At 65.2% G+C, this 19,002-nt stretch carries 19 protein-coding genes; 13 read left to right on the forward strand and 6 right to left on the reverse strand.

Features of this window, described 5'->3' with window-relative positions; translation table 11 throughout:
* Positions 1 to 84 precede the first annotated feature (84 nt).
* Together AC1D0Z_RS08710 and arsA are read left to right on the forward strand one after the other, a co-directional pair.
* A complete protein-coding gene (locus tag AC1D0Z_RS08710; protein ID WP_477657849.1) occupies positions 85 to 774 on the forward strand; it encodes a VIT1/CCC1 transporter family protein in 690 nt (229 codons plus the stop codon).
* A 133-nt stretch (positions 775 to 907) separates the two neighbouring features.
* Complete coding sequence (gene arsA, locus AC1D0Z_RS08715; RefSeq protein ID WP_477657865.1) at positions 908 to 2,665, forward strand: arsenical pump-driving ATPase; 1,758 nt, start codon at positions 908 to 910, stop codon at positions 2,663 to 2,665.
* A gap of 90 nt (positions 2,666 to 2,755) precedes the next feature.
* On the opposite strand, the gene AC1D0Z_RS08720 is transcribed toward arsA, so the two are convergent.
* From AC1D0Z_RS08720 to AC1D0Z_RS08740, 5 genes are read right to left on the reverse strand one after another with little or no spacing between them, the layout of a single operon-like run.
* Positions 2,756 to 4,114, reverse strand: a complete 1,359-nt coding sequence (locus AC1D0Z_RS08720; protein ID WP_477657866.1) for an ATP-binding protein — start codon at positions 4,112 to 4,114, stop codon at positions 2,756 to 2,758.
* A complete protein-coding gene (locus AC1D0Z_RS08725) occupies positions 4,114 to 4,785 on the reverse strand; it encodes a response regulator (RefSeq protein ID WP_477657850.1) in 672 nt (223 codons plus the stop codon). Before AC1D0Z_RS08725 ends, AC1D0Z_RS08720 begins: the two co-directional genes overlap by 1 nt.
* A gap of 32 nt (positions 4,786 to 4,817) precedes the next feature.
* Entirely contained in the window at positions 4,818 to 5,573 is a 756-nt protein-coding gene (locus tag AC1D0Z_RS08730) for a cytochrome b/b6 domain-containing protein (protein WP_477657851.1), read from the reverse strand.
* Positions 5,545 to 6,024, reverse strand: a complete 480-nt coding sequence (locus tag AC1D0Z_RS08735; RefSeq protein WP_477657852.1) for a diheme cytochrome c — start codon at positions 6,022 to 6,024, stop codon at positions 5,545 to 5,547. Before AC1D0Z_RS08735 ends, AC1D0Z_RS08730 begins: the two co-directional genes overlap by 29 nt.
* A 30-nt stretch (positions 6,025 to 6,054) precedes the next feature.
* Entirely contained in the window at positions 6,055 to 6,483 is a 429-nt protein-coding gene (locus tag AC1D0Z_RS08740; RefSeq protein ID WP_477657867.1) for a DUF1924 domain-containing protein, read from the reverse strand.
* A 169-nt stretch (positions 6,484 to 6,652) separates the two neighbouring features.
* On the opposite strand from AC1D0Z_RS08740, the gene AC1D0Z_RS08745 reads away from it, so the two are divergent.
* The 8 genes from AC1D0Z_RS08745 (at position 6,653) to AC1D0Z_RS08780 (ending at position 15,572) form a co-directional block, all read left to right on the forward strand.
* Positions 6,653 to 8,113, forward strand: a complete 1,461-nt coding sequence (locus AC1D0Z_RS08745; protein WP_477657853.1) for a bifunctional aminoglycoside phosphotransferase/ATP-binding protein — start codon at positions 6,653 to 6,655, stop codon at positions 8,111 to 8,113.
* Between the two features lie 70 nt (positions 8,114 to 8,183).
* Positions 8,184 to 9,713 (forward strand): thymidine phosphorylase family protein, encoded by a 1,530-nt coding sequence (locus tag AC1D0Z_RS08750; RefSeq protein WP_477657854.1) that lies wholly within the window; start codon positions 8,184 to 8,186, stop codon positions 9,711 to 9,713.
* Positions 9,710 to 10,633 carry a ribose-phosphate pyrophosphokinase gene (locus AC1D0Z_RS08755; protein WP_477657855.1) on the forward strand — a complete coding sequence of 308 codons (924 nt, stop codon included), beginning with the start codon at positions 9,710 to 9,712 and terminating at the stop codon, positions 10,631 to 10,633. Before AC1D0Z_RS08750 ends, AC1D0Z_RS08755 begins: the two co-directional genes overlap by 4 nt.
* Before the next feature lie 33 nt (positions 10,634 to 10,666).
* On the forward strand, positions 10,667 to 11,314 hold the full coding sequence (locus tag AC1D0Z_RS08760) for a SagB/ThcOx family dehydrogenase (protein ID WP_477657856.1): 648 nt from the start codon (positions 10,667 to 10,669) through the stop codon (positions 11,312 to 11,314).
* A gap of 126 nt (positions 11,315 to 11,440) precedes the next feature.
* Complete coding sequence (locus tag AC1D0Z_RS08765) at positions 11,441 to 12,802, forward strand: MBL fold metallo-hydrolase RNA specificity domain-containing protein (protein ID WP_477657857.1); 1,362 nt, start codon at positions 11,441 to 11,443, stop codon at positions 12,800 to 12,802.
* Positions 12,803 to 13,051: 249 nt separating this feature from the next.
* The gene (locus AC1D0Z_RS08770) at positions 13,052 to 13,495 is read left to right on the forward strand and encodes a universal stress protein (protein WP_477657858.1); all 444 of its coding nucleotides are present in this window, start codon (positions 13,052 to 13,054) and stop codon (positions 13,493 to 13,495) included.
* Between the two features lie 23 nt (positions 13,496 to 13,518).
* On the forward strand, positions 13,519 to 13,941 hold the full coding sequence (locus tag AC1D0Z_RS08775) for a universal stress protein (RefSeq protein ID WP_477657859.1): 423 nt from the start codon (positions 13,519 to 13,521) through the stop codon (positions 13,939 to 13,941).
* 218 nt (positions 13,942 to 14,159) lie between these two features.
* A complete protein-coding gene (locus AC1D0Z_RS08780) occupies positions 14,160 to 15,572 on the forward strand; it encodes a trypsin-like peptidase domain-containing protein (RefSeq protein WP_477657860.1) in 1,413 nt (470 codons plus the stop codon).
* A gap of 21 nt (positions 15,573 to 15,593) precedes the next feature.
* Here the strand turns inward: AC1D0Z_RS08780 and AC1D0Z_RS08785 are convergent, their stop codons facing one another.
* Complete coding sequence (locus tag AC1D0Z_RS08785) at positions 15,594 to 15,773, reverse strand: YgaP-like transmembrane domain (RefSeq protein WP_477657861.1); 180 nt, start codon at positions 15,771 to 15,773, stop codon at positions 15,594 to 15,596.
* Positions 15,774 to 15,920: 147 nt separating this feature from the next.
* On the opposite strand from AC1D0Z_RS08785, the gene AC1D0Z_RS08790 reads away from it, so the two are divergent.
* The 3 genes from AC1D0Z_RS08790 to mgtA all read left to right on the forward strand — a co-directional run.
* Entirely contained in the window at positions 15,921 to 16,574 is a 654-nt protein-coding gene (locus AC1D0Z_RS08790; protein ID WP_477657862.1) for a BON domain-containing protein, read from the forward strand.
* Positions 16,575 to 16,616: 42 nt separating this feature from the next.
* Positions 16,617 to 16,991, forward strand: coding sequence for a hypothetical protein (locus AC1D0Z_RS08795; protein ID WP_477657863.1), 375 nt, complete (start codon positions 16,617 to 16,619; stop codon positions 16,989 to 16,991).
* Positions 16,992 to 17,004: 13 nt separating this feature from the next.
* Positions 17,005 to 19,002, forward strand: a 1,998-nt coding sequence (mgtA, locus tag AC1D0Z_RS08800; protein WP_477657864.1) for a magnesium-translocating P-type ATPase, incomplete at its 3' end; no start/stop codon positions are given.

The raw sequence follows: 19,002 nt of genomic DNA on the forward strand, positions 1-19,002 counted from the left end.
CCACTACATACTGCGCGACAACACCCTGACACGCATGCTCCCGGGCCGTCGCTGATTCAACTCCTTGCAACGAAAGATAGATACATGAGACATATTGAACGGCACAAGACCTCACGTATCGGCTGGCTCCGCGCGTCCGTCCTGGGCGCCAATGACGGCATCGTATCAACCGCCAGTCTGATCGTGGGGGTCGCCGCCGCCAGCGCAACTCATGGCAATGTGCTGATGACGGGCGTGGCTGCCCTGGTAGCCGGGGCGATGTCGAGGGCCGCGGGTGAATACGTGTCGGTGCATTCGCAATCCGATACCGAGAAGGCCGACCTGGCCCGGGAGCATGCCGAACTCGAGAAGGATCCCGCGGCCGAACATCACGAGCTGACGGCTATTTATGTCGCGCGCGGGCTGGACCTTGCGCTAGCCCGGCAGGTTGCGGAGCAACTCATGGCCCATGACGCCCTGGGTTCGCACGCGCGCGACGAGCTGGGCATTTACGACGACATGGCCGCCCGGCCCTTACAGGCCGCGCTCGCGTCGGCAGCCAGCTTTGCATGCGGCGCCCTCTTGCCGCTGGCCGTCGCCGCGGTGGCGCCCGGCGGCACGCTGATCTGGTGGGTGTCTGGAACCTCTCTGGTATTTCTGGCATCCCTGGGCGCGATGGCCGCGCGGGCGGGCGGCGCGGCAGTTCTGCCTGGCGCGTGGCGCGTGACTTTTTGGGGCGCGCTGGCCATGGGCGTTACCGCGGGTGTGGGGGCGCTGTTTGGCGCTGTGGTTTAAGTCTGCTGGCAATCTGGCATAAATGTAAGGTCGATCAAAGATGCACACACGCAGCACCACTACTGACGGCATCGCACATACTGGCCTCATCCGTGCGCATGAAGAAGCACGTCGGTGGCTGCAGCCCGAGGCCATGGGCTTTCTCAAGATGCCGACGCGATATCTTTTCTTTACCGGCAAGGGTGGGGTCGGCAAGACATCGCTGTCCACCGCCACGGCACGGGCGCTGGCCGACGCAGGGAAAAAGGTTTTACTGGTCAGTACCGACGCGGCATCGAATCTCGACGAGATGCTGGGCATCGACCTGCGCAACATCCCCACAGCGGTGCCCGGCGCCCCCGGGCTGTCGGTATTGAACATCGACCCGGACACGGCTGCAGAGTCCTACCGGCAGCGTGTACTGACCCAGATGGACGCGCAGGCCAGCGAAGCGGAACTTTCAACGGTTCGTGAGCAGTTGTCAGGCGCCTGCACCACGGAAATCGCCTCTTTCGATGAGTTCGCATCCCTGCTGGCCGACGATACGGATCACTTCGACCATATCGTTTTTGACACGGCGCCGACGGGACACACCTTGCGCCTTCTCAGCCTGCCCAAGGCATGGAGCGGGTTTCTGGATGGCAACGACCGTGGGGCATCCTGTCTGGGTCCTCACTCGGGCCTGAAGATGCAGGAGGAGCGGTTCAAGGCGGCGCTGGCGGCTCTGGGCGACCCGGCTAGAACGACTGTGATTCTGGTTACCCGACCGGACCGGGGTGCGATTGCCGAGGCGGCACGCACCTCTGGGGAACTCCGGGCCTTGAGCCTGAACAACCAGCGGCTGGTGGTCAATGGCGAGTTTCACGCCAGCGATGCAGCCGATGCGGTGGCGGCGGCCATCGAGGCTGTCGGGCAGCAGGCCCTGGCAGAAATGCCCTCTTCCCTGCGCGCACTGCCGCAGGACAGAGTGCCCTTAAGGGTGTTCGACACCGTCGGCTTGCCGGCCCTGCGCGCGCTTCTTGCCGCAGACACCGGTCGCATGGCGCCCGGCAAGACGCTTGCGGCAGAGCCCGTCGGCCCTTTCCCGGGTCTGGACGCCCTGGCCGACGAACTGGTTGCGAGCGGACACGGGCTGATCATGGTCATGGGCAAGGGTGGCGTCGGCAAAACGACAGTCGCCGCCGCGCTGGCCCTTGGACTGGTCCAGCGCGGCAAAACCGTGCACCTGAGCACCACCGATCCTGCGGCCCACCTTGCGGGCACGATAGGGGGCGAAGTGCCGGGCCTGCGGGTGGACCGCATAGACCCCAAAGTCGAAACGCAGCGCTACATCGACAAGATCATGGCGGCCAGATCACCCGGCCTGGATGCGCAGGAGCAGGCCCTGCTGCTGGAAGACCTCCAGTCGCCGTGCACCGAGGAAGTGGCCGTGTTTCACGCCTTCTCGCACGTTGTCAGTGAAGGACGCAGTGCCTTTGTGGTGCTGGACACCGCACCGACTGGCCATTCCCTGCTGTTGATGGACGCCACCGGCGCCTACCACCGGCAGATGATGCGGGAGTACGAAGGCCAGGGCGCAACGCGCGTTGTCACGCCATTGATGAGGCTGCAGGATGCGGCCTACACAAAAATCATTTTGGTGGCCCTGCCAGAGGTAACCCCGGTCTCACAGGCCGCCGCCCTGCAGGACGACCTGCGCCGCGCCGGCATCGAGCCCTATGCGTGGGTGCTCAACAAGAGCGTGCTGGCGGCCGGCACCACGGACCGCTTGCTGGCGGCGCGGCTTGCCGGTGAGCGCAAGCAKATGGATCGCATGGCCGGCGGACTGGCCAAACGGGTCTTCATGGTGCCCTGGCTGATCCGTCCGCCGGTCGGCGTGGTGGAGTTGTCCAGACTTGTGGCACAAAAGTGAGAAGGTTGATACAGGCCTGGAGTGAATCCCTCGGACTGCACCACGGGACTCAACACTGTCAGGTCCAACAACTGGAATCTTCGAGGCCATTTAAAGCGGGCTCGATGCCTGTGGCCCAAGCACCCGCACCACAAGACCACCCAGCTCGGTCGAAGCTTCAACTTGCAGCAGCATCCCATGCACGGCCGCGATGCGCCGCACGATGGACCAGCCAAGGCCGCTGCCGCTTTCGGTGTTGCCGGTCACCCGAAAAAACCGCTCACCCAGCCGCTGGAGTTCGCCTTCGGTCATGCCCGGGCCGCTGTCTTCCACACGCAAAACCACCCGTCCATCCTGGAGCTGAACCGACACCTTCACGCGCGCCATCCCAGGGCTGTATCTCACCGCGTTGTCTACAAGGTTGCGCACCAGCACGGTCAGCAGGATTTCGTCGCCCTGAAGATGGCAGGATTCCGCGGCGTCCAGTTCCAGCGTTTGGGTTTTGCTGATGGCCTTGGGTGCCAGCTCTGCGACCACGCGCCGCACCAGTGCACTCATGTCCACGGGCGTAGACACCGGCAGTGCAGCAGCGTCCAGCCTCGACAGGGTCAGCAGTTGCTCCACAAGCCGGGCCGCCCGGTCGCAGCCCTCGAGCGTGTTGTGCAGCGCGTGCCTTCGCGGGCCCTCGGCGGTTTCGCCCAGCGCCACCTCGGCCTGTGCCCGGATGGCGGCAATCGGTGTGCGCAATTCGTGGGCGGCATCGGCGGTAAAGCGCCGTTCAGACTCCAGCAGCGTCGCTATGCGCACAAACAGGGCGTTCAGGGCATCAACCATAGGCACCATCTCCGATGGCACGTCGTTCAGGGCAAGCGGCAGTACGGCCGCCGGTTGCCGCTCGGCCAGCGCGTGGCCAAGCCGGCGCATGGGTGCAACGCCGCGGTACACGGCCCACCACAGCGCCAGGGCAAGCAAAGGCAGAGCCAGCGCCATGGGCCACAGCGTGCTGCGCAGCACCGCCAGCAAGATGTCGTTGCGGGAGCCCGTTTGCTCCCCTACATACACCTGCACGTCGTCCTCTGCGCCATAGGTGGCAAACACCCGCCACGCTGAACCGGCCATCTGCACGGTGGTGAAGCCGGTTTTGAACTGTTTGCTGCGCTCGACCATGGGCGTGACAGGTGCGTTGGCAGAACGCAGCGTAAGCCGGTTCTCATGAAACACCTGGAACATCACTTTTGGCGCGTAGCGGTGCAGTGTGGGCGTATCAACGCCACGATCGCCCTCCTCCAGCTCCTGCGCCTGCTGCACCACCAACAGGGCGGCAGCCTGGGCCAGGTGGCCATCAAGCAGTTCGTCCAGCTCATGGCTCGCATCCAGCCATGTCAGCGCCGCGGTCGCCAGCCAGACCGTCAGCACCACGGAAAGCACCATGGCCGTCAGGCGGCCCTGCAGGGAGCGCGGCCGCGGAATCACGATTTCGGCGCGTCGCGTTGCAACATATAACCGACACCACGCACCGTATGGATCAGCGTGCTGCCCAGCTTGCGCCGCAGGTTGTGGACATGAACTTCCACGGCGTTGCTCTCCACCTCCTTGCCCCAGCTGTAGAGCTGCTGCTCGAGCTGTTCACGGGAAAGGACACGATTGGCACTGAGCATGAGCGCTTGCAACAGGTCAAACTCGCGGGTAGACAGTGTGACGGACTGACCGGCCTGGTGCACAGAGCGGGCGGCCGGGTCGAGCACGACATCCTGCGCATGCAGGCACTCCTGCGGTTGACCGTGCGCACGGCGCACCAGTGCCCGCAGGCGGGCGGCCAGCTCCTGCATATCGACCGGCTTGACCACATAGTCGTCGGCCCCGACATCAAGCCCGCGTATACGGTCTGGAACCGCGTCTCGGGCCGTCAGTACCAACACAGGCGTCACGAAGCCCGACCGCCGAATGGCACCCAGAACCTCAAGGCCGTCCTTGCGCGGTAATCCGAGGTCGAGCACAGCAGCGTCATAGACCTGTGCGCGCAACTCGCGTTCTGCAGCCATACCATCGCGAACCCAGTCAACCTGAAAGCCGAGCTGCCTCAGGCCGGCCTGCAGGCCGTCACCAAGCAGCGTGTCGTCTTCAGCAAGCAGGATGCGCATGCAGCAATTGTCCCATTTGTTCCACAGGGAGCTCAGTCGTCGTCACCATCCGGGCCGGCAGCTTTCGTCGCCGCTGCGGGCCGGTCTATCGATCGGCCTGACGGAGCGCCTTGCCATTGCAGCCACCAGAAGCCCAGCACCGCTACGAGCATCAGGATTGCCACGCTGCGCCAGGCCCGTGCAACAGCGTCCTGAGGGCGGCCGGTCTTGTAGCCGGTGACCATGGGCCACACCAGGTTCTCACGGTGCAACCAACTGGCAGCCAGCACGCCACCAATATGCAGTCCCACCACCGCCAGCATGGTGTTGGCAGCCAGCTCATGCAGGTCTTCCGGCCAGCCGCCACCAAGGTCGTTGTAGCTGGCCCAGCCCGTCGCCGCGACCAAAGCGGCCAACCCCAGGAGCGCCACGATAGCCATCGCGCCAGCCGGATTGTGTCCAATGTGGTGCTCCGGGCGACGKCGCAGCATGGCACGCAGGTAGCCAGCCACCGCGCGCGGTCCACGCACAAAGCTGGAAAAGCGCGCGTAACGCGTGCCGATCAGGCCCCAGAGCACCCGAAAGATCACCAAGCCGGCCATTGTGTAGCCCAGCGTGACGTGCAGCAGTCGCCAGCTTTCGCTTTCGGCGGTAATGTATGCCCCCGTAAAGCTGAGCGCCAGCAACCAGTGGAAAACACGCACCGGAGCATCCCAGACAAGTACCCTGCCCGTACCCTGGGCCTGGGCGGGTAATTGAGCCGAAGGGGTACTCGTCGTGTCAGCGGGGGATTCGGATGTCGCGCTCATTGAATTCTCCTTGGTCAGCTCGTGTATGACAGGCGATGCAGTTGGCCGCGCTTTTGACAGCCGGCAGTTTCCAGGTGGCAGGTGCCACTTCATCGTGTTTGCGAATGAACCACGCGGATCGGGTGATGCGATCCTGCGGCGGCTCTTGCGTCACGCGTTTATAGGTACCCGCGTGGGCGTCCAGCCAGACGGACAGGTCTTTGACCGTGGCGGCGTCCAGCGAAGCGTCGGTGCCGTAATGGTTCTTCAGGTTGCCCATCACGCGCTGCCACGACGCGGCGGGCAGCATGCCCGGCGGGTAAGCCACATGGCACGCCGCGCACTCCTGCTGGTACTTGGGCAGCAGTGGCACCAGACGCCCGCCATCGGCCAGCGCGGTGTGCGCCACGCCGACCATGGCAAGCAGGCCCGCGCAGTATTTGTAGAAGCGGGAACGAAGGCGGCGAATCATGTGTTTTCCTTTCAGGGGGTGTTGCCGGCGTCAGGGCTTGAGCGTGAGCAGCCAGCTCAGCACATCGGCCTTTTCGGCTGTGCTGCATTCGCGGCCCAGCACGTCGTTGCAGTTGCGGCGGAACCATTTTTCGGTTTTCACTGCATCCGTGAAACGCTCAGGGTTGAAGGCCGGAGCCAACGGGCCAATCGATTTGCCGGTGGATGCGTGTTTGCCGGCCTGCGTGGGCACTGCACCATGGCAGGAGGCACAGCTCCATTCGCGCCCCTGCCGTGTGGTGAACAGCTGCTGGCCCCGGGCCGGCACGGCAGGCGCACCGGCCTGGGCGGTGTAGCCGCCCAACATCTCCGCCGGCGTGGCTGCTTGGGCGACCTGCGTATATACCGTGCCGGCGAGGCAGGCCGCCGCGATTGCTAGGCAGAGACTCCTGCGGCATGGTGGTTGTGGCGAAAAGTTCATGGAGGGCACCTCTTTTTTGGATGACTTCATGGTGTCGCGCCGTCCTTAGGGTTTTCTTAAGCGGGATACGCTTTCCCGAAATTGCAGTCGCATGCGGCGCCGGCCGCGTCTGATACGCCCGTTTGACCGGCATCAAACGGAATTCCCGGTCCCGGTCTATCCTTTTCCCATGCACACCGCAAACGATGCCCTTCTGCCCGCCCGTGAACTGGTCCATGCCCTGGCCGGTGTTTTGCATGCGCGGGTGATTGAGACGCACATTTCCTGGGTACTGCTGGTGCAGGACAATGCTTACAAGATAAAAAAGCCCGTCCGTCTGCCTTTCGTCAATTACGCCGACCTGCGGGCCAGGCGGCAATTCTGCGAAGAGGAAGTCCGCCTGAACCGGCGGCTCGCACCTTCACTTTACTTGGGGGTCACGCGTATCACCGGTACGCCGCTCTCCCCGGCGCTGGACGGCACAGGGCCGGTGCTTGAATATGCGGTGTGCATGCGCCGTTTTGCGCCGGGAGCCCTGTTCAGCGAAAAAGCCGATGCGGGTGATCTGGATGCGAGCGACATTGACGAACTCGCAGTGCTGCTGGCTGGCTTCCATGAAAGCGCGCCGCGTATGGGGGCCGCCGGTGGTTTTGCAAGCGCACCGCAACGCCGGCAGGCGGCGCTGGCAGCGCTCGCGGGTGCCCGGYCGCTGATGGGTGAGGTCGTGCACGGCGCGCTCAAGACCTGGCTGGACGTCGAAGCGGCGGCCCTCGCGCCGCTATGGGCCGCGCGGCAGGCGGACGGTCGTGTGCGCGAATGCCACGGCGATCTGCACCTGGCCAATATCGTGCGCCTGAATGAGAGTGTTGCGGCCTTCGACGGCATCGAGTTCGATCCAGGGCTGCGCTGGATAGACGTGCTGGACGACATCGCCTTTGTGGTGATGGATCTTTGGGCGCATCTACGGCTGGACCTGTGTTTCCGCTTCCTCAATGCGTGGCTGGATATGACGGGCGACCACGCCTGCCTGCCGGCCTTGCGCTTTGCCGTCGTCTACCGGGCGCTGGTGCGAGCCCAAGTGGAAGACCTGCGCTGCGCCGGCAGCCCGGCCGCGCGCCGCTACCTAGACACTGCGCTCGCCTGGACTGCGCCGAGGAATGCTCGCCTGTTCATCACCCATGGCTTGCCGGGTTCCGGCAAGACTTTCGCCTCGCAGCGCATCGTTGAGCGGGAAGGTGCGATTCGCCTGCGCTCCGACGTTGAACGCAAACGCCTGCACGGCCTATCCATGCTGGAGGACTCGCGCGCCAAAGGCATCGATCTGTACCAGGCCGAGGCTGGCGCGCGCACCTACGCGCACCTCTTAGCCATTGCAAGCAGGGCCTTGCAGGCGGGATATCCCGTAGTTCTTGACGCCGCCTTCCTGCGCCGTACTGAGCGCGACGAGGCGCATGCGTTGGCGGTGGCCCTGCGGCTGCCGTTTGGCATCGTGGACTGTGAAGCGCCACTTGACGTGCTGCGTGCGCGCCTGCTGGCACGCCGCGGCGATGCTTCCGAAGCCGATGTTGCTGTGCTGGACCGTTTGCGGAAAACGGCGGAACCGCTGTCCGCGCGGGAGCGAGCCTTCGCTCAGGCGCCTCCCGTCGGATGACCTACCCTCGACTTGCGTTTTATCAAGGCTGTAGGCGCGTGCCGCACCTACAGTGGCAAGAAGGACCGCCGTGCAAGAACCTCTCCACCCCAATACCGCCAACCGTTTGCGCCTGCGCAGGCTGGGCATAGACACCTACCAGGAACCGGTGCTGTACATGCACCGCGACTGCCCTGTCTGCCGTTCGGAAGGCTTCGAGGCGCAGTCGAGGGTGGAACTTCGGCTGGACGAGCGGACCATCGTCGCGACTCTCAACGTGGTCAGTGGTGATTTTCTGTCGCCGGATGAAGCCGGCCTTTCCGAGGCTGCCTGGCGCCTGCTCGACGCTCGGCCGGGTGCGGAAGTTTCTCTGCACCATCCTGCGCCGCTCGAATCGCTGGGCCATGTACGCGCCAAGGTCTACGGAAAGCGCCTGGGCCAGGCGGCCGCCGACGCGGTTATCGGGGATGTGGCGGCAGGCCGCTATTCGGACCTGCAGCTCGCGGCTTTCGTCACCGCTTGCGCGGGCGATCACCTAGACATGGACGAAACCATCGCGCTCACGCGCGCCATGGTCAACGCCGGCGAGCGCATGCACTGGGGCGAAGGGCTGGTCATGGACAAGCATTGCGTGGGCGGGCTGCCCGGCAACCGGACCACCATGGTCATCGTCCCCATCATCGCGGCTTGCGGTCTGCGCATGCCCAAGACTTCGTCGCGCGCCATCACCTCGCCCGCCGGCACGGCCGACACCATGGAGACGCTGGCACCGGTGGACCTGGACGTGGCGCAGATACGCCGGGTGGTCGAGCGCACCGGCGGCTGCATCGCCTGGGGCGGCGCCGTGCGGCTCAGCCCTGCCGACGATGTTCTCATTCGCGTTGAGCGCCCCCTGGACCTCGACAGCCAGGGGCAACTTGTCGCATCGATACTTTCAAAAAAGGCGGCGGCCGGCGCCACGCACGTGCTGATCGACATGCCCGTCGGCCTGACCGCCAAAGTCCGCAGCGCGCATGCCGCGAACCAGCTCGCACGGCAACTGGAGCAGGTCGGCCAGGCTCTGGGTCTGCAAATGCGCGTGTTAAAGACCGATGGCGTCGCGCCCGTGGGCCGCGGCATCGGTCCCGCCCTCGAAGCGCGCGACGTGCTTGCGGTGCTGCGCCGCCAAGACCGGGCACCGGCCGATCTTGCGCAGCGCTCCCTGCATCTGGCAGGGCAGCTTCTCGAATTCGGCGGCGCGGCGCCGGTCGGCAGTGGCATAGCGTTGGCCACCGCCGTGCTGGAGGACGGGCGCGCCTGGAAGAAATTCCAGGAGATATGCGAAGCGCAGGGCGGCCTGCGCGAGCCGCCCATCGCCCCTTGCCAACAGCCCGTGCCTTCGCCGCGCGCGGGCACCGTGATCGCGATCGACAACCGGCGCCTTGCACGTATCGCCAAGCTCGCGGGAGCGCCCACCTCGGCCTGCGCCGGAATCGACATGAATGTGCAGCTGGGCGCGGTCGTGGAGCGCGGCCAGCCTTTGTTCACGCTGCACGCCGCCTCACCGGGAGAGCTGGCCTACGCACTGGAATACGCCACCACGCAAGCCGAAGCCGTGCATGTGATGGAGGATGCGCGATGAAGCGCGGCCCCATGCTGGTCCTCGCCCTGCCCGGCGGCGCCCAGCTGGCCGCGCAGCTCGCGCGCAGCCTGCGCTGCAGCTGGAGCGAGCTGGCGCTGCACCACTTTCCCGATGGTGAAACCGGCGTGCGCATCGACGTCCCGGTCGAGGGCTGCCGCGTCATGCTCGTTGGCAGCCTCGACCGGCCGGATGCCAAGACCCTCCCCCTGGTGTTCGCGGCCGACGCGGCGCGCGAACTGGGGGCTTCCCAAGTTGGCCTGGTGGCGCCCTACCTGGCCTACATGCGGCAGGACAAGCGCTTTCACCCCGGCGAGGCCGTCACTTCACGCAGCTATGCGCGGCTGCTGTCCGCGTCGCTGGACTTCCTGGTGACGGTCGACCCGCACCTGCACCGCGTGCACAGTCTGGACGAGATTTATCCCATCCGCACACAGGTCGTTGCCGCCGCCCCGCTGATTGCCCGCTGGCTGCGCGACCATGTCGCATCGCCCTGGTTGATCGGACCCGACCAGGAAAGCGCGCAGTGGGTCGCAGAAGTGGCCAGGTTGGCCAATGCCCCCTGGACCGTGCTGCGCAAAACGCGCCGCGGCGACCGCGACGTGGGCGTCAGGCTGGTCGGCCGCGAACGCTGGCCGGGGTGCGTTCCGGTGCTGCTCGACGACATTGTTTCCACGGGCGAGACCATGCTCGCAGCGACAAGCCTGCTGGTCAAAGCCTGGCTGGGTGCGCCCGTGTGCATCGTCGTGCATGCGCTGTTCGACGCGCAGACCCAAAGCCGTTTGCTTGAGAGCGGCGTGTCACGCGTGCTGAGTTGCGACACGGTTGCCCACCCCTCCAACGCCATTCGTATGGCGCCCCTGCTGGCCCGTGCCGTGCGCCAACTTAGCGCGATCGCGGACGCAAGGACCCATTCGGGCTGAAGCCCTTGACCCCAACACTGCAGGAGACATCACATGACAACCATGAGCAAAATCGCCCTCGGCCTGATGGGCAAGCTGCGGCCGCTGCCCGCGCTGGGCGACGCGGCCGCCGTGATCACCCTGCCGCCACCTGACAGGCAAGGCGGCCTGCCGCTGATGGAGGCCTTGGCCGCGCGCCGCTCCCGTAGAGATTACGAACCGGACGCGCTGTCGCTGCAACTTCTGTCCAACCTGCTGTGGGCGGCCGGCGGTATCAACCGCGACGACGGTGGGCGCACGGCGCCTTCGGCGCTCGGCGCGCATGAGATAGATATTTTCGCGGCCCTGCCGACCGGCGCCTACCGCTACGACGCCGCCAGGCACGAGTTGCACCTGGCCGCGGGCGCAGACCTGAGGCGCATCACTGGCTACCAGGACTTCGTCGACGATGCGCCGCTGGACCTGGTCTATGTCGTCGACCATGCGCGCATGCGCTTTATCCCCGCCGGCCGCCGCGAGGCCTATGCGCACGTCGCGGCCGGGGCCATGGCGCAGAACGCCTACCTCTACGCCGCCAGCAGCGGCCTGGGCGCGGTGATCCGCGCGTGGATAGACCACGCGGTGATCGCCGATGCGCTGGGCCTCACGCACGACCAGCAGGTCCTGCTGTCCCAGACCGTCGGCTACCCGGCGGCGGCCTGAGCCACGCTCCGGAATGCGGCCAAGCCTCGCGCATTCAGCATGGCCACCTCCTGCCCAGTACCTCCGAATGCGCCCTGTCTGCGCTACATCAAACACACCTGCTTGCACCGCGCCTAAGCTGACGCCATGAAAATCCAATTCCTGGGTGCTACCGATACCGTCACCGGATCCAAATACCTGGTCCGGTACGGCGATTCCGCCGTACTGGTCGATTGCGGCCTGTTCCAGGGCTACAAGCCGCTGCGCCTGCGCAACTGGTCGCCGCTGCCTGTCGCAGCGGTCGACATCGATGCCGTGATCCTCACCCATGCCCACATAGACCACAGCGGCTACCTCCCGTTGCTTGCCCGCCAGGGCTTCAAAGGCAAAGTGTTCTGCACGCCGGCCACCGCGGACCTGTGCAGCATCCTGCTGCCCGACGCCGGGCATCTGCAGGAAGAAGAAGCCGAATACGCCAACCGGCACGGCTTTTCGAAGCACGCGCCGGCGCTGCCGCTGTACACGCGCGAAGATGCGCTGCGCTGCCTCAAGCTGCTGCATCCGGTGCCCACTGGCAAACATTGGCAACCGGCACCGGGCCTGAACGCCAGCCTGACGCCTTCGGGCCATATGGTGGGCTCGTCCTTTGTGCAGCTGGACAACGGTTCTCGCTCGATCCTGTTTTCGGGGGACATAGGCCGGCCCAATGACCTCGTGCTCGGGCCGCCTTCGCAGATGGACGGCGCCGATTACCTAGTGGTGGAATCCACCTACGGCGACCGGCTGCACAAGGACTCCGATCCCATTCTGGCGCTGGGCCATGTGATTACCCGGACGGCTGCGCGCGGCGGCGTGGTGGTGATCCCGGCCTTCGCGGTGGGGCGCGCGCAAAGCCTGCTGCACTGCATCCAGGTTCTCAAGGCGCAGGGTGTCATCCCGCGCAAGCTGCCGGTCTACCTCAACAGTCCCATGGCGGCCAAAGCCACGCAGGTGTATCTCAAGCACAAAGCCGAACTGCGGCTTACGCCAGAGGAATGCGAAGCCATGGCCCACACGGCCCACATCGTCGAATCACCGGAAGAGTCCCGCCTGCTCAATGCAAAACACGGCCCCATGGTCATAATCGCCGCCAGCGGCATGGCCACTGGCGGGCGCGTGGTCCACCACCTCAAGGCCTTCGCGCCCGACAAGCGCAATACCATCGTGTTCGCCGGCTTCCAGCCCGGCGGCACACGTGGCGCCCTCATCGCCGGCGGTGCGTCCACGGTGCGCATCCACGGCCAGGACGTGCCGGTGCGTGCAGAAGTGGCGATGCTGGACGATCTGTCAGCCCATTCGGACGCGGCCGAAATCATGGGCTGGCTTCGCGAATTCAAGTCCGCGCCGAAACAGACATTCGTCACCCACGGCGAGCCCGCCGCGGCCGATGCGATGCGCCAGCGGATCGAACGCGAATTGCATTGGCCCTGCCACCTGCCCTGCTATTTGGAGTCGGCTTCTCTCAGCTGAGTAAAGACGAGTGCAGACTACTGCTGGCATTGATCTTATTCCTGCGTCTCATGGCGATACAGAGATAAATGCGTATCTGCTCATTGTTTCCAAAACAGTCCGTTCGCATTATGCTTTTCGGTCAATGACGTCCAGCGAGATTGGCATCAATAGAACTAATGTCTGTACAGCAGTGTGTTGTTGACGTGGATCAAGCCTACGGCACTGGGGCACTCCTAGACTGCGGCACATCAACACAGGAGAACCACTATGTACAAGCGCATTCTTGTTGCCACCGACGGCTCCGCACTTTCCAAAAAAGCGGTCAAGGAGGCTATCGCTCTTGCCGCATCAATGGAAGCCGGTCTTGTAGCAATTAACGTCGTGCCTCGTTATCCCATGAGTTTTTTTGAGGGCGGCGTCGCTCTTTCGCCGCAGGAAGTCGGGCGTTTCGAAAAAGAATGGGCCGACAAGGGCCAGGCCATCGTCGACGCGGTGCAGAAGTCCGCCGAGGCCGCGGGCCTGAAGGCCAAAGCCGCGATCATCAAATCCGATCTCGTCGCCAACTCCATCCTGGCCGCAGCCAAAAAGAACAAGTGCGACCTCATCGTGATGGCTTCGCACGGCCGCAACGGTATCTCCCGCATCCTGCTCGGAAGCGAGACCCAGCAGGTGCTCACGCACAGCAATATCCCCTTGCTCGTTTYGCGCTGAACCCACCAATTACGGAGAAAACCATGAGAGTCCTTCTGGCCGTTGACGGCAGCAAGTTCACCAAAAAAGCCCTGGCCTTCCTGGTCACCCATGAGACGATGATGGGGCCCGACGCGGAACTCATCGTGCTCAATGTGCAGATCGCCGTTTCCCCGCGCGTCAAAACCATGCTGGGCGCCGCCACCGTGCGTGCCTGGCACAAGGAAGAGGCCGAAAAGGTGCTGCACCCGATTGAACGTTTCCTCAAGCAACACGGTGTCCACTACCGGGCCTCCTGGGTCGCAGGCACACCGGCCACACAGATCGTTCAGGCGGCGAAGCGTGAAAAGGTCCACATGCTGGTCATGGGAACCCACGGCCACGGGCTCCTGGGCCGCACCCTGCTCGGCAGCGTCGCCCAACGCGTGGTGGCGGATGTCGACGTACCGGTGCTGCTGGTCCAGTAGGCATACGGCTCCGATTAACCCGGCTCGCCCCCGCTGCTGCCAATCTGCCGATACGCGTACTGGGCGTAGACCCGGTCCGCTGGCTGCTTCGGCATGAGGCCGTGGTGATCGCCACAGGCGGCGGCGCTGCTGCACACAGCGGCACAGTTCTGCTTATTTTTTAGGCGGACTTGAGGTGGCTCAATTTGACTGATGCCGGCGCCATGTCCAATGGCCGCATGAAACTTCACCGTCTTTTACTTGCCAGTGTGGTGGCGTGCACCGCTTTGGCTTTGGAATGGGCACATGCCGACCCGCTGCCCCGTCGAGCCTCTCTGTCGGCCGGCGCCATCGTGGCCAGCCGCAGCGCCGGCGTCGTGGAAATCAGCACCGTCAATGCGTGGGTGCCCAGTGGCAGCGATGACCCGGAACCCGAATTCGCCCCGCCGGACACTTTTGGCGACCAGCTGGCAAGGCCTCAACCCATCAGTCTGGCTCGTGGTGAGGCACGCGACCTGGCCTCCGGTTTTGTGCTCACGGCAGACGGCTATATCCTCAGCAGCGCACACGTTCTCTGGGACGCGGAAGAGGCCCAAGTGCGACTGCAGGATGGCCGTCATTTCCCCGCCAGGCTTGTAGGGCTGGACCGCATCACGGACGTGGCCCTGCTCAAAATCGATGCCACCGGACTGTCGCCCGCTCCGATAGGCGATTCCTCCAAACTCGCCGTCGGCGACTGGGTTGCGGCGATCGGCTCGCCCTTTGGTTTTCCGGGCTCCGTTACCGCTGGCATTGTCAGTGCAAAAAATCGCGCTCTTTCCGGCAGCGRCGAAACCCCTTTTCTGCAAACCGACGTGGCCATCAACCCCGGAAGTTCAGGCAGCCCGCTCTTCAATGCAGACGGCGAGATCGTCGGGCTGAACTCGCTGATCTACAGCGGCAGCGGTGGCTATATGGGGGTGTCATTCTCGGTGCCCATCAACCTGGCCGTGGACATCGCATCGCGCCTGCGGTCACAGGGCCAGATACGGCGCGCCTGGCTGGGAGCCAGGCTTCAGGGCATGACCGCCGCGCTCGCGCAGTCTTTCGGGGTGCGCGACCCCACCGGTGCGCTGGTCGTGCAGGTCACGCCTGGCGGGCCCGCTGCTCTGGCCGGCTTGCTGCGCGGCGACATCATCACAGCCTTTAACGGCGCCAGGATCCGGGATTTCAGCAGCCTGGCATTGCAGATGAGCGACCATGGAACGAGCACTCCAGGCACGCTGGAGATATGGCGCGAGGGCCGGAGAAAAACGGTAACCGTCCTGCTGGCGGAGGCACCCGCAAGCGCCCCGCGCCCATTGGCGGCGCCTGTCCCCGGCGATCTCCCGCGTCTCGGTCTCGCATTGGCCGAAGCCGGGAAGGACTTGCAGGCGCAACTGGGCATAGATGGCGGCCTGCTGGTGCGTCGGGCCGCCGGAGTGTCACGCAGCGAAGGCATACAAGCCGGAGACGTGCTTATCGCCGCCAATGAATTCAGGCTGGACAGCGTGGCGGATTTTGACAGCGTGTTATCCCGTCAGGAGCCTGGTTCCAGCATTGCGCTGCTGGTGCTGCGGGACGGGAACACAGCCTATGTTCCGCTGCGCATTCCTGCGGCAATCAAGCGCTAGGTGGATATCGGAACAGAGCACTCAGTCCACGCCAATAGCCCAGTACAGCGGGCAAAAACTGAACAAGCCTRTCAACAGCGGAAGCAGGCCCAGCAACCCCCACCAGCGGGCATTTCCGTCGAGCGCAAACAAGAGCGCCAGCAGCAAGATGCCGACTGCAATGCGAAGCCGTCTTTCGATGGAACCTATCCTGTATTTCATAGCGAAGTCCTTGTGTCTTGATCCGGCGTCCAGCGTATCGCGGCCCGTAACGCCGCTGCTTGACGAATGTCAAGACAAGCGCGTCCGCGCCTGCCTAAAGTGACTTACCTGCTCTGTGCAGTGATGAACATATTCAGGGGAAAAATCATGAAAACCGATATGCAACTCAAGGCCGACGTGACCGCCGAACTGGCCTGGGAGCCCGCCGTCAACTCAGCCGGCATTGGTGTTCTCGTCAACGACGGTGTGGTGACACTTACAGGACACTTGAACACCTTCGCCGAAAAAGTCGCGGCCGAGCGGGCCGTGCGCCGCGTGGCCGGCGTGCGCGGGCTGGCGATCGAGCTGGACGTGAAACTGGTCGCCGCCCACCACCGCAGTGACTCCGAAATCGCCTCGGTCGCCGCATCTGCGCTGCGCTGGAGCGTGTTGCTGCCGCTGGACCGCATCAAGGTCGAGGTGGAAAAAGGATGGGTCACCCTTACCGGCGACGTCGACTGGGCTTACCAGTCCAGCACCGCCGAAAAATGCGTGCGCGGCCTGGTGGGCGTGCGCGGCCTGTCCAACAACATCGTTGTCAAGCCTACCGTCAGCACGAGGGATGTCGCGGCCGAGATTTCCGCAGCGCTCGAGCGCCAGGCCGATCGCGAAGCCCGGCACATCCAGATCGACGTGAAAGGCAGCGTCGTCACCCTTCACGGCAAGGTGCACTCCCTGGCCGAGCGCGAAGCGGCCGCCGGCGCGGCATTCGCCGCCAGGGGCGTCACCCGCATCGTCAACAAGCTGGAAGTCACCGCCTGAAGCGGTGGTCTGTTTCCGCCCATTTTTTTCAGGAGTACCCACATGCCCTTTCTTCATGCCGTGGTCTGGTTGGACCATCACCAGGCCCAGCTGATCCAGTTCGCCGCCGAACAGGCCGAGGCGCGCAAGCTGCACGCGCACTCTCATGCCACGCCTCAGCACGGCAGCGAGGTGCGCACCCGGCATGAATTTTTCGGCGATGTCTGCGATGCGCTGGACGGCATGGAGTCCGTCCTGGTGACGGGCGGTCACACCGCACAGGCCGACTTCCGCCACTACGTCGACAATCATCGCCCTTCCCTGGCGCTGTGTATCGCCGGCTGGGAGACCGTGGACCACCCGAGCGAGGCTCAGTTGCTGGCGCTGGGCCGGCTGCGGCGGCACCAGGCGGCCGCAGGCCTGGTCACCGGCCATTGACGGCGTACCGGTAATGGATGGAGCGGCCGCCTCCGCCCGGACCGCCCAGCCCTGGTTGCTGGAGCCGCTGCCGGCCGCAAACCCCGGCCTGTCTGAGGCCCAAGCGCAGGAGGCGCTGGCGCGCTTCGGCCCCAACAGCTTCGAAGCGCGCAAAAAGCAATGGCTGGCGCTGCAGTTCCTGGCGCGCTTTCGCAACCCGCTGGTGCTGGTGCTGCTGGCCGCCAGCGCCATCTCCGCTGCCACCGGCGACGTGGCCAACTTTTCCATCATCATGTTGATGGTGCTGCTGAGCGTCACGCTGGACTTCGTGCAGGAGCACCGCGCCGGCCGGGCCGCCGACACGCTGCGCGACTCGGTGGCCCTGCGCGCCAGCGTGCTGCGGGACGGCCGTGTGCAGGAGGTGCCGGTGTCGGCGCTGGTGCCCGGCGACCTGGTCCTGCTGTCCGCCGGTGACCGCGTGCCGGCCGACGGCCGGATCGTCGAAGCCCGCGACTTCTTCGTCAACCAGGGACTGCTGACCGGCGAGTCCTATCCCGTCGAAAAACGCCCCGGCGCGCTGGACAGCGGCGCCGTGGAGCTGCAGCAAGCCCYCAACGCGGCCTTCATGGGAAGCACCGTGGTCAGCGGCAGCGCCCGCATGCAGGTCATGGCGACCGGTCCCGCCACGGCGCTGGGCGAAGTGGCGCACAGCATCCAGGCCGAGCAGCCGCCCACTGCCTTCGAAACCGGCATGCACCACTTCGGCATGCTGTTGATGCGCATCACGCTGCTGCTGGTGCTGTTCGTCATGCTGGTCAACCTGGTGCTGCATCGGCCACTGCTCGATTCCTTCCTGTTTGCCGTGGCGCTTGCGGTCGGCCTGACGCCGGAACTCCTTCCCATGGTCGTCTCGGTCACGCTGTCGCGCGGTGCGCTGCGCATGGCGGCTCGGCGCGTGATCGTCAAGCGCCTGGCCTCCATCCAGAACCTCGGAGCCATGGACGTGCTGTGCACCGACAAGACCGGCACGCTCACCGAGGCGAAGATCAGCCTGGAGCGCTGCGTGGACGTGGACGGGAACGACGCGCCCCGCGTGCTGATGCTGGCCAGTCTCAACAGCGAGTTCGAAAGCGGCCTCAGGAGCCCGCTGGATGAGGCCATCCTCGCGCGTGAGGTGGACGTCTCGGGATGGCAAAAGATCGACGAGGTGCCCTTTGACTTCGAGCGCCGGCGCGTGTCGGTGCTGGTCGACCGCGGGGACGCGCGCTGGCTGGTCGTCAAGGGGGCGCCTGAGGATGTCCTGGCGCTGTGCAACCGCCGCGAGCTGGACGAAGGCCGCGCGCTGGCGCCGCTGGACGAGGCCGCGCGGGACGGGCTGCGCGCGCGTTGCCACGCCCTGGAGCGTGAGGGCCTGCGTGTGCTGGGCGTCGCCTGGCGCGAGGTGCCCAAAGACCATCCGCATGCCGACGTCCGCGACGAAAGCGAGCTGGTCTTCGCCGGTTTCGCCGCCTTCATCGACCCGCCCAAGGCTGGCGCCGGCGCCGCACTGGCCGCGCTGGCCCGCAGCGGCGTGGCCGTGAAGATCGTCAGCGGCGACAGCGAACTGGTTGCCCAGCACCTGTGCGGCCTGCTGAAGCTGCCGATCGAGGGCGTATTGACCGGGCAGGAGATCGCGCGCATGGACGAGGCCGCGCTGCGCGCGTGCGTCGGCCGCACCACACTTTTTTGCCGCGTCAACCCGGCTCAGAAGAACCGTATCATCCTCGCGCTCAAGGCGCGCGGCCACGTGGTCGGTTACCTGGGCGACGGCATCAACGACGCACCGCCGCTACGCTCGGCCGACGTCGGCATCACGGTGGATTCCGCGGTCGACGTGGCGCGGGAAGTGGCCGACATGGTAATGCTGGACCACGATCTCGCGGTGCTGCACGAAGGCGTCCTCGAAGGCCGGCGCACCTTCGGCAACGTGATGAAGTACATCATGATGGGCACCAGCTCCAACTTCGGGAACATGCTGAGCATGGCTGCCGGC

The organism is Polaromonas sp. P1_E3, from assembly GCF_056405935.1.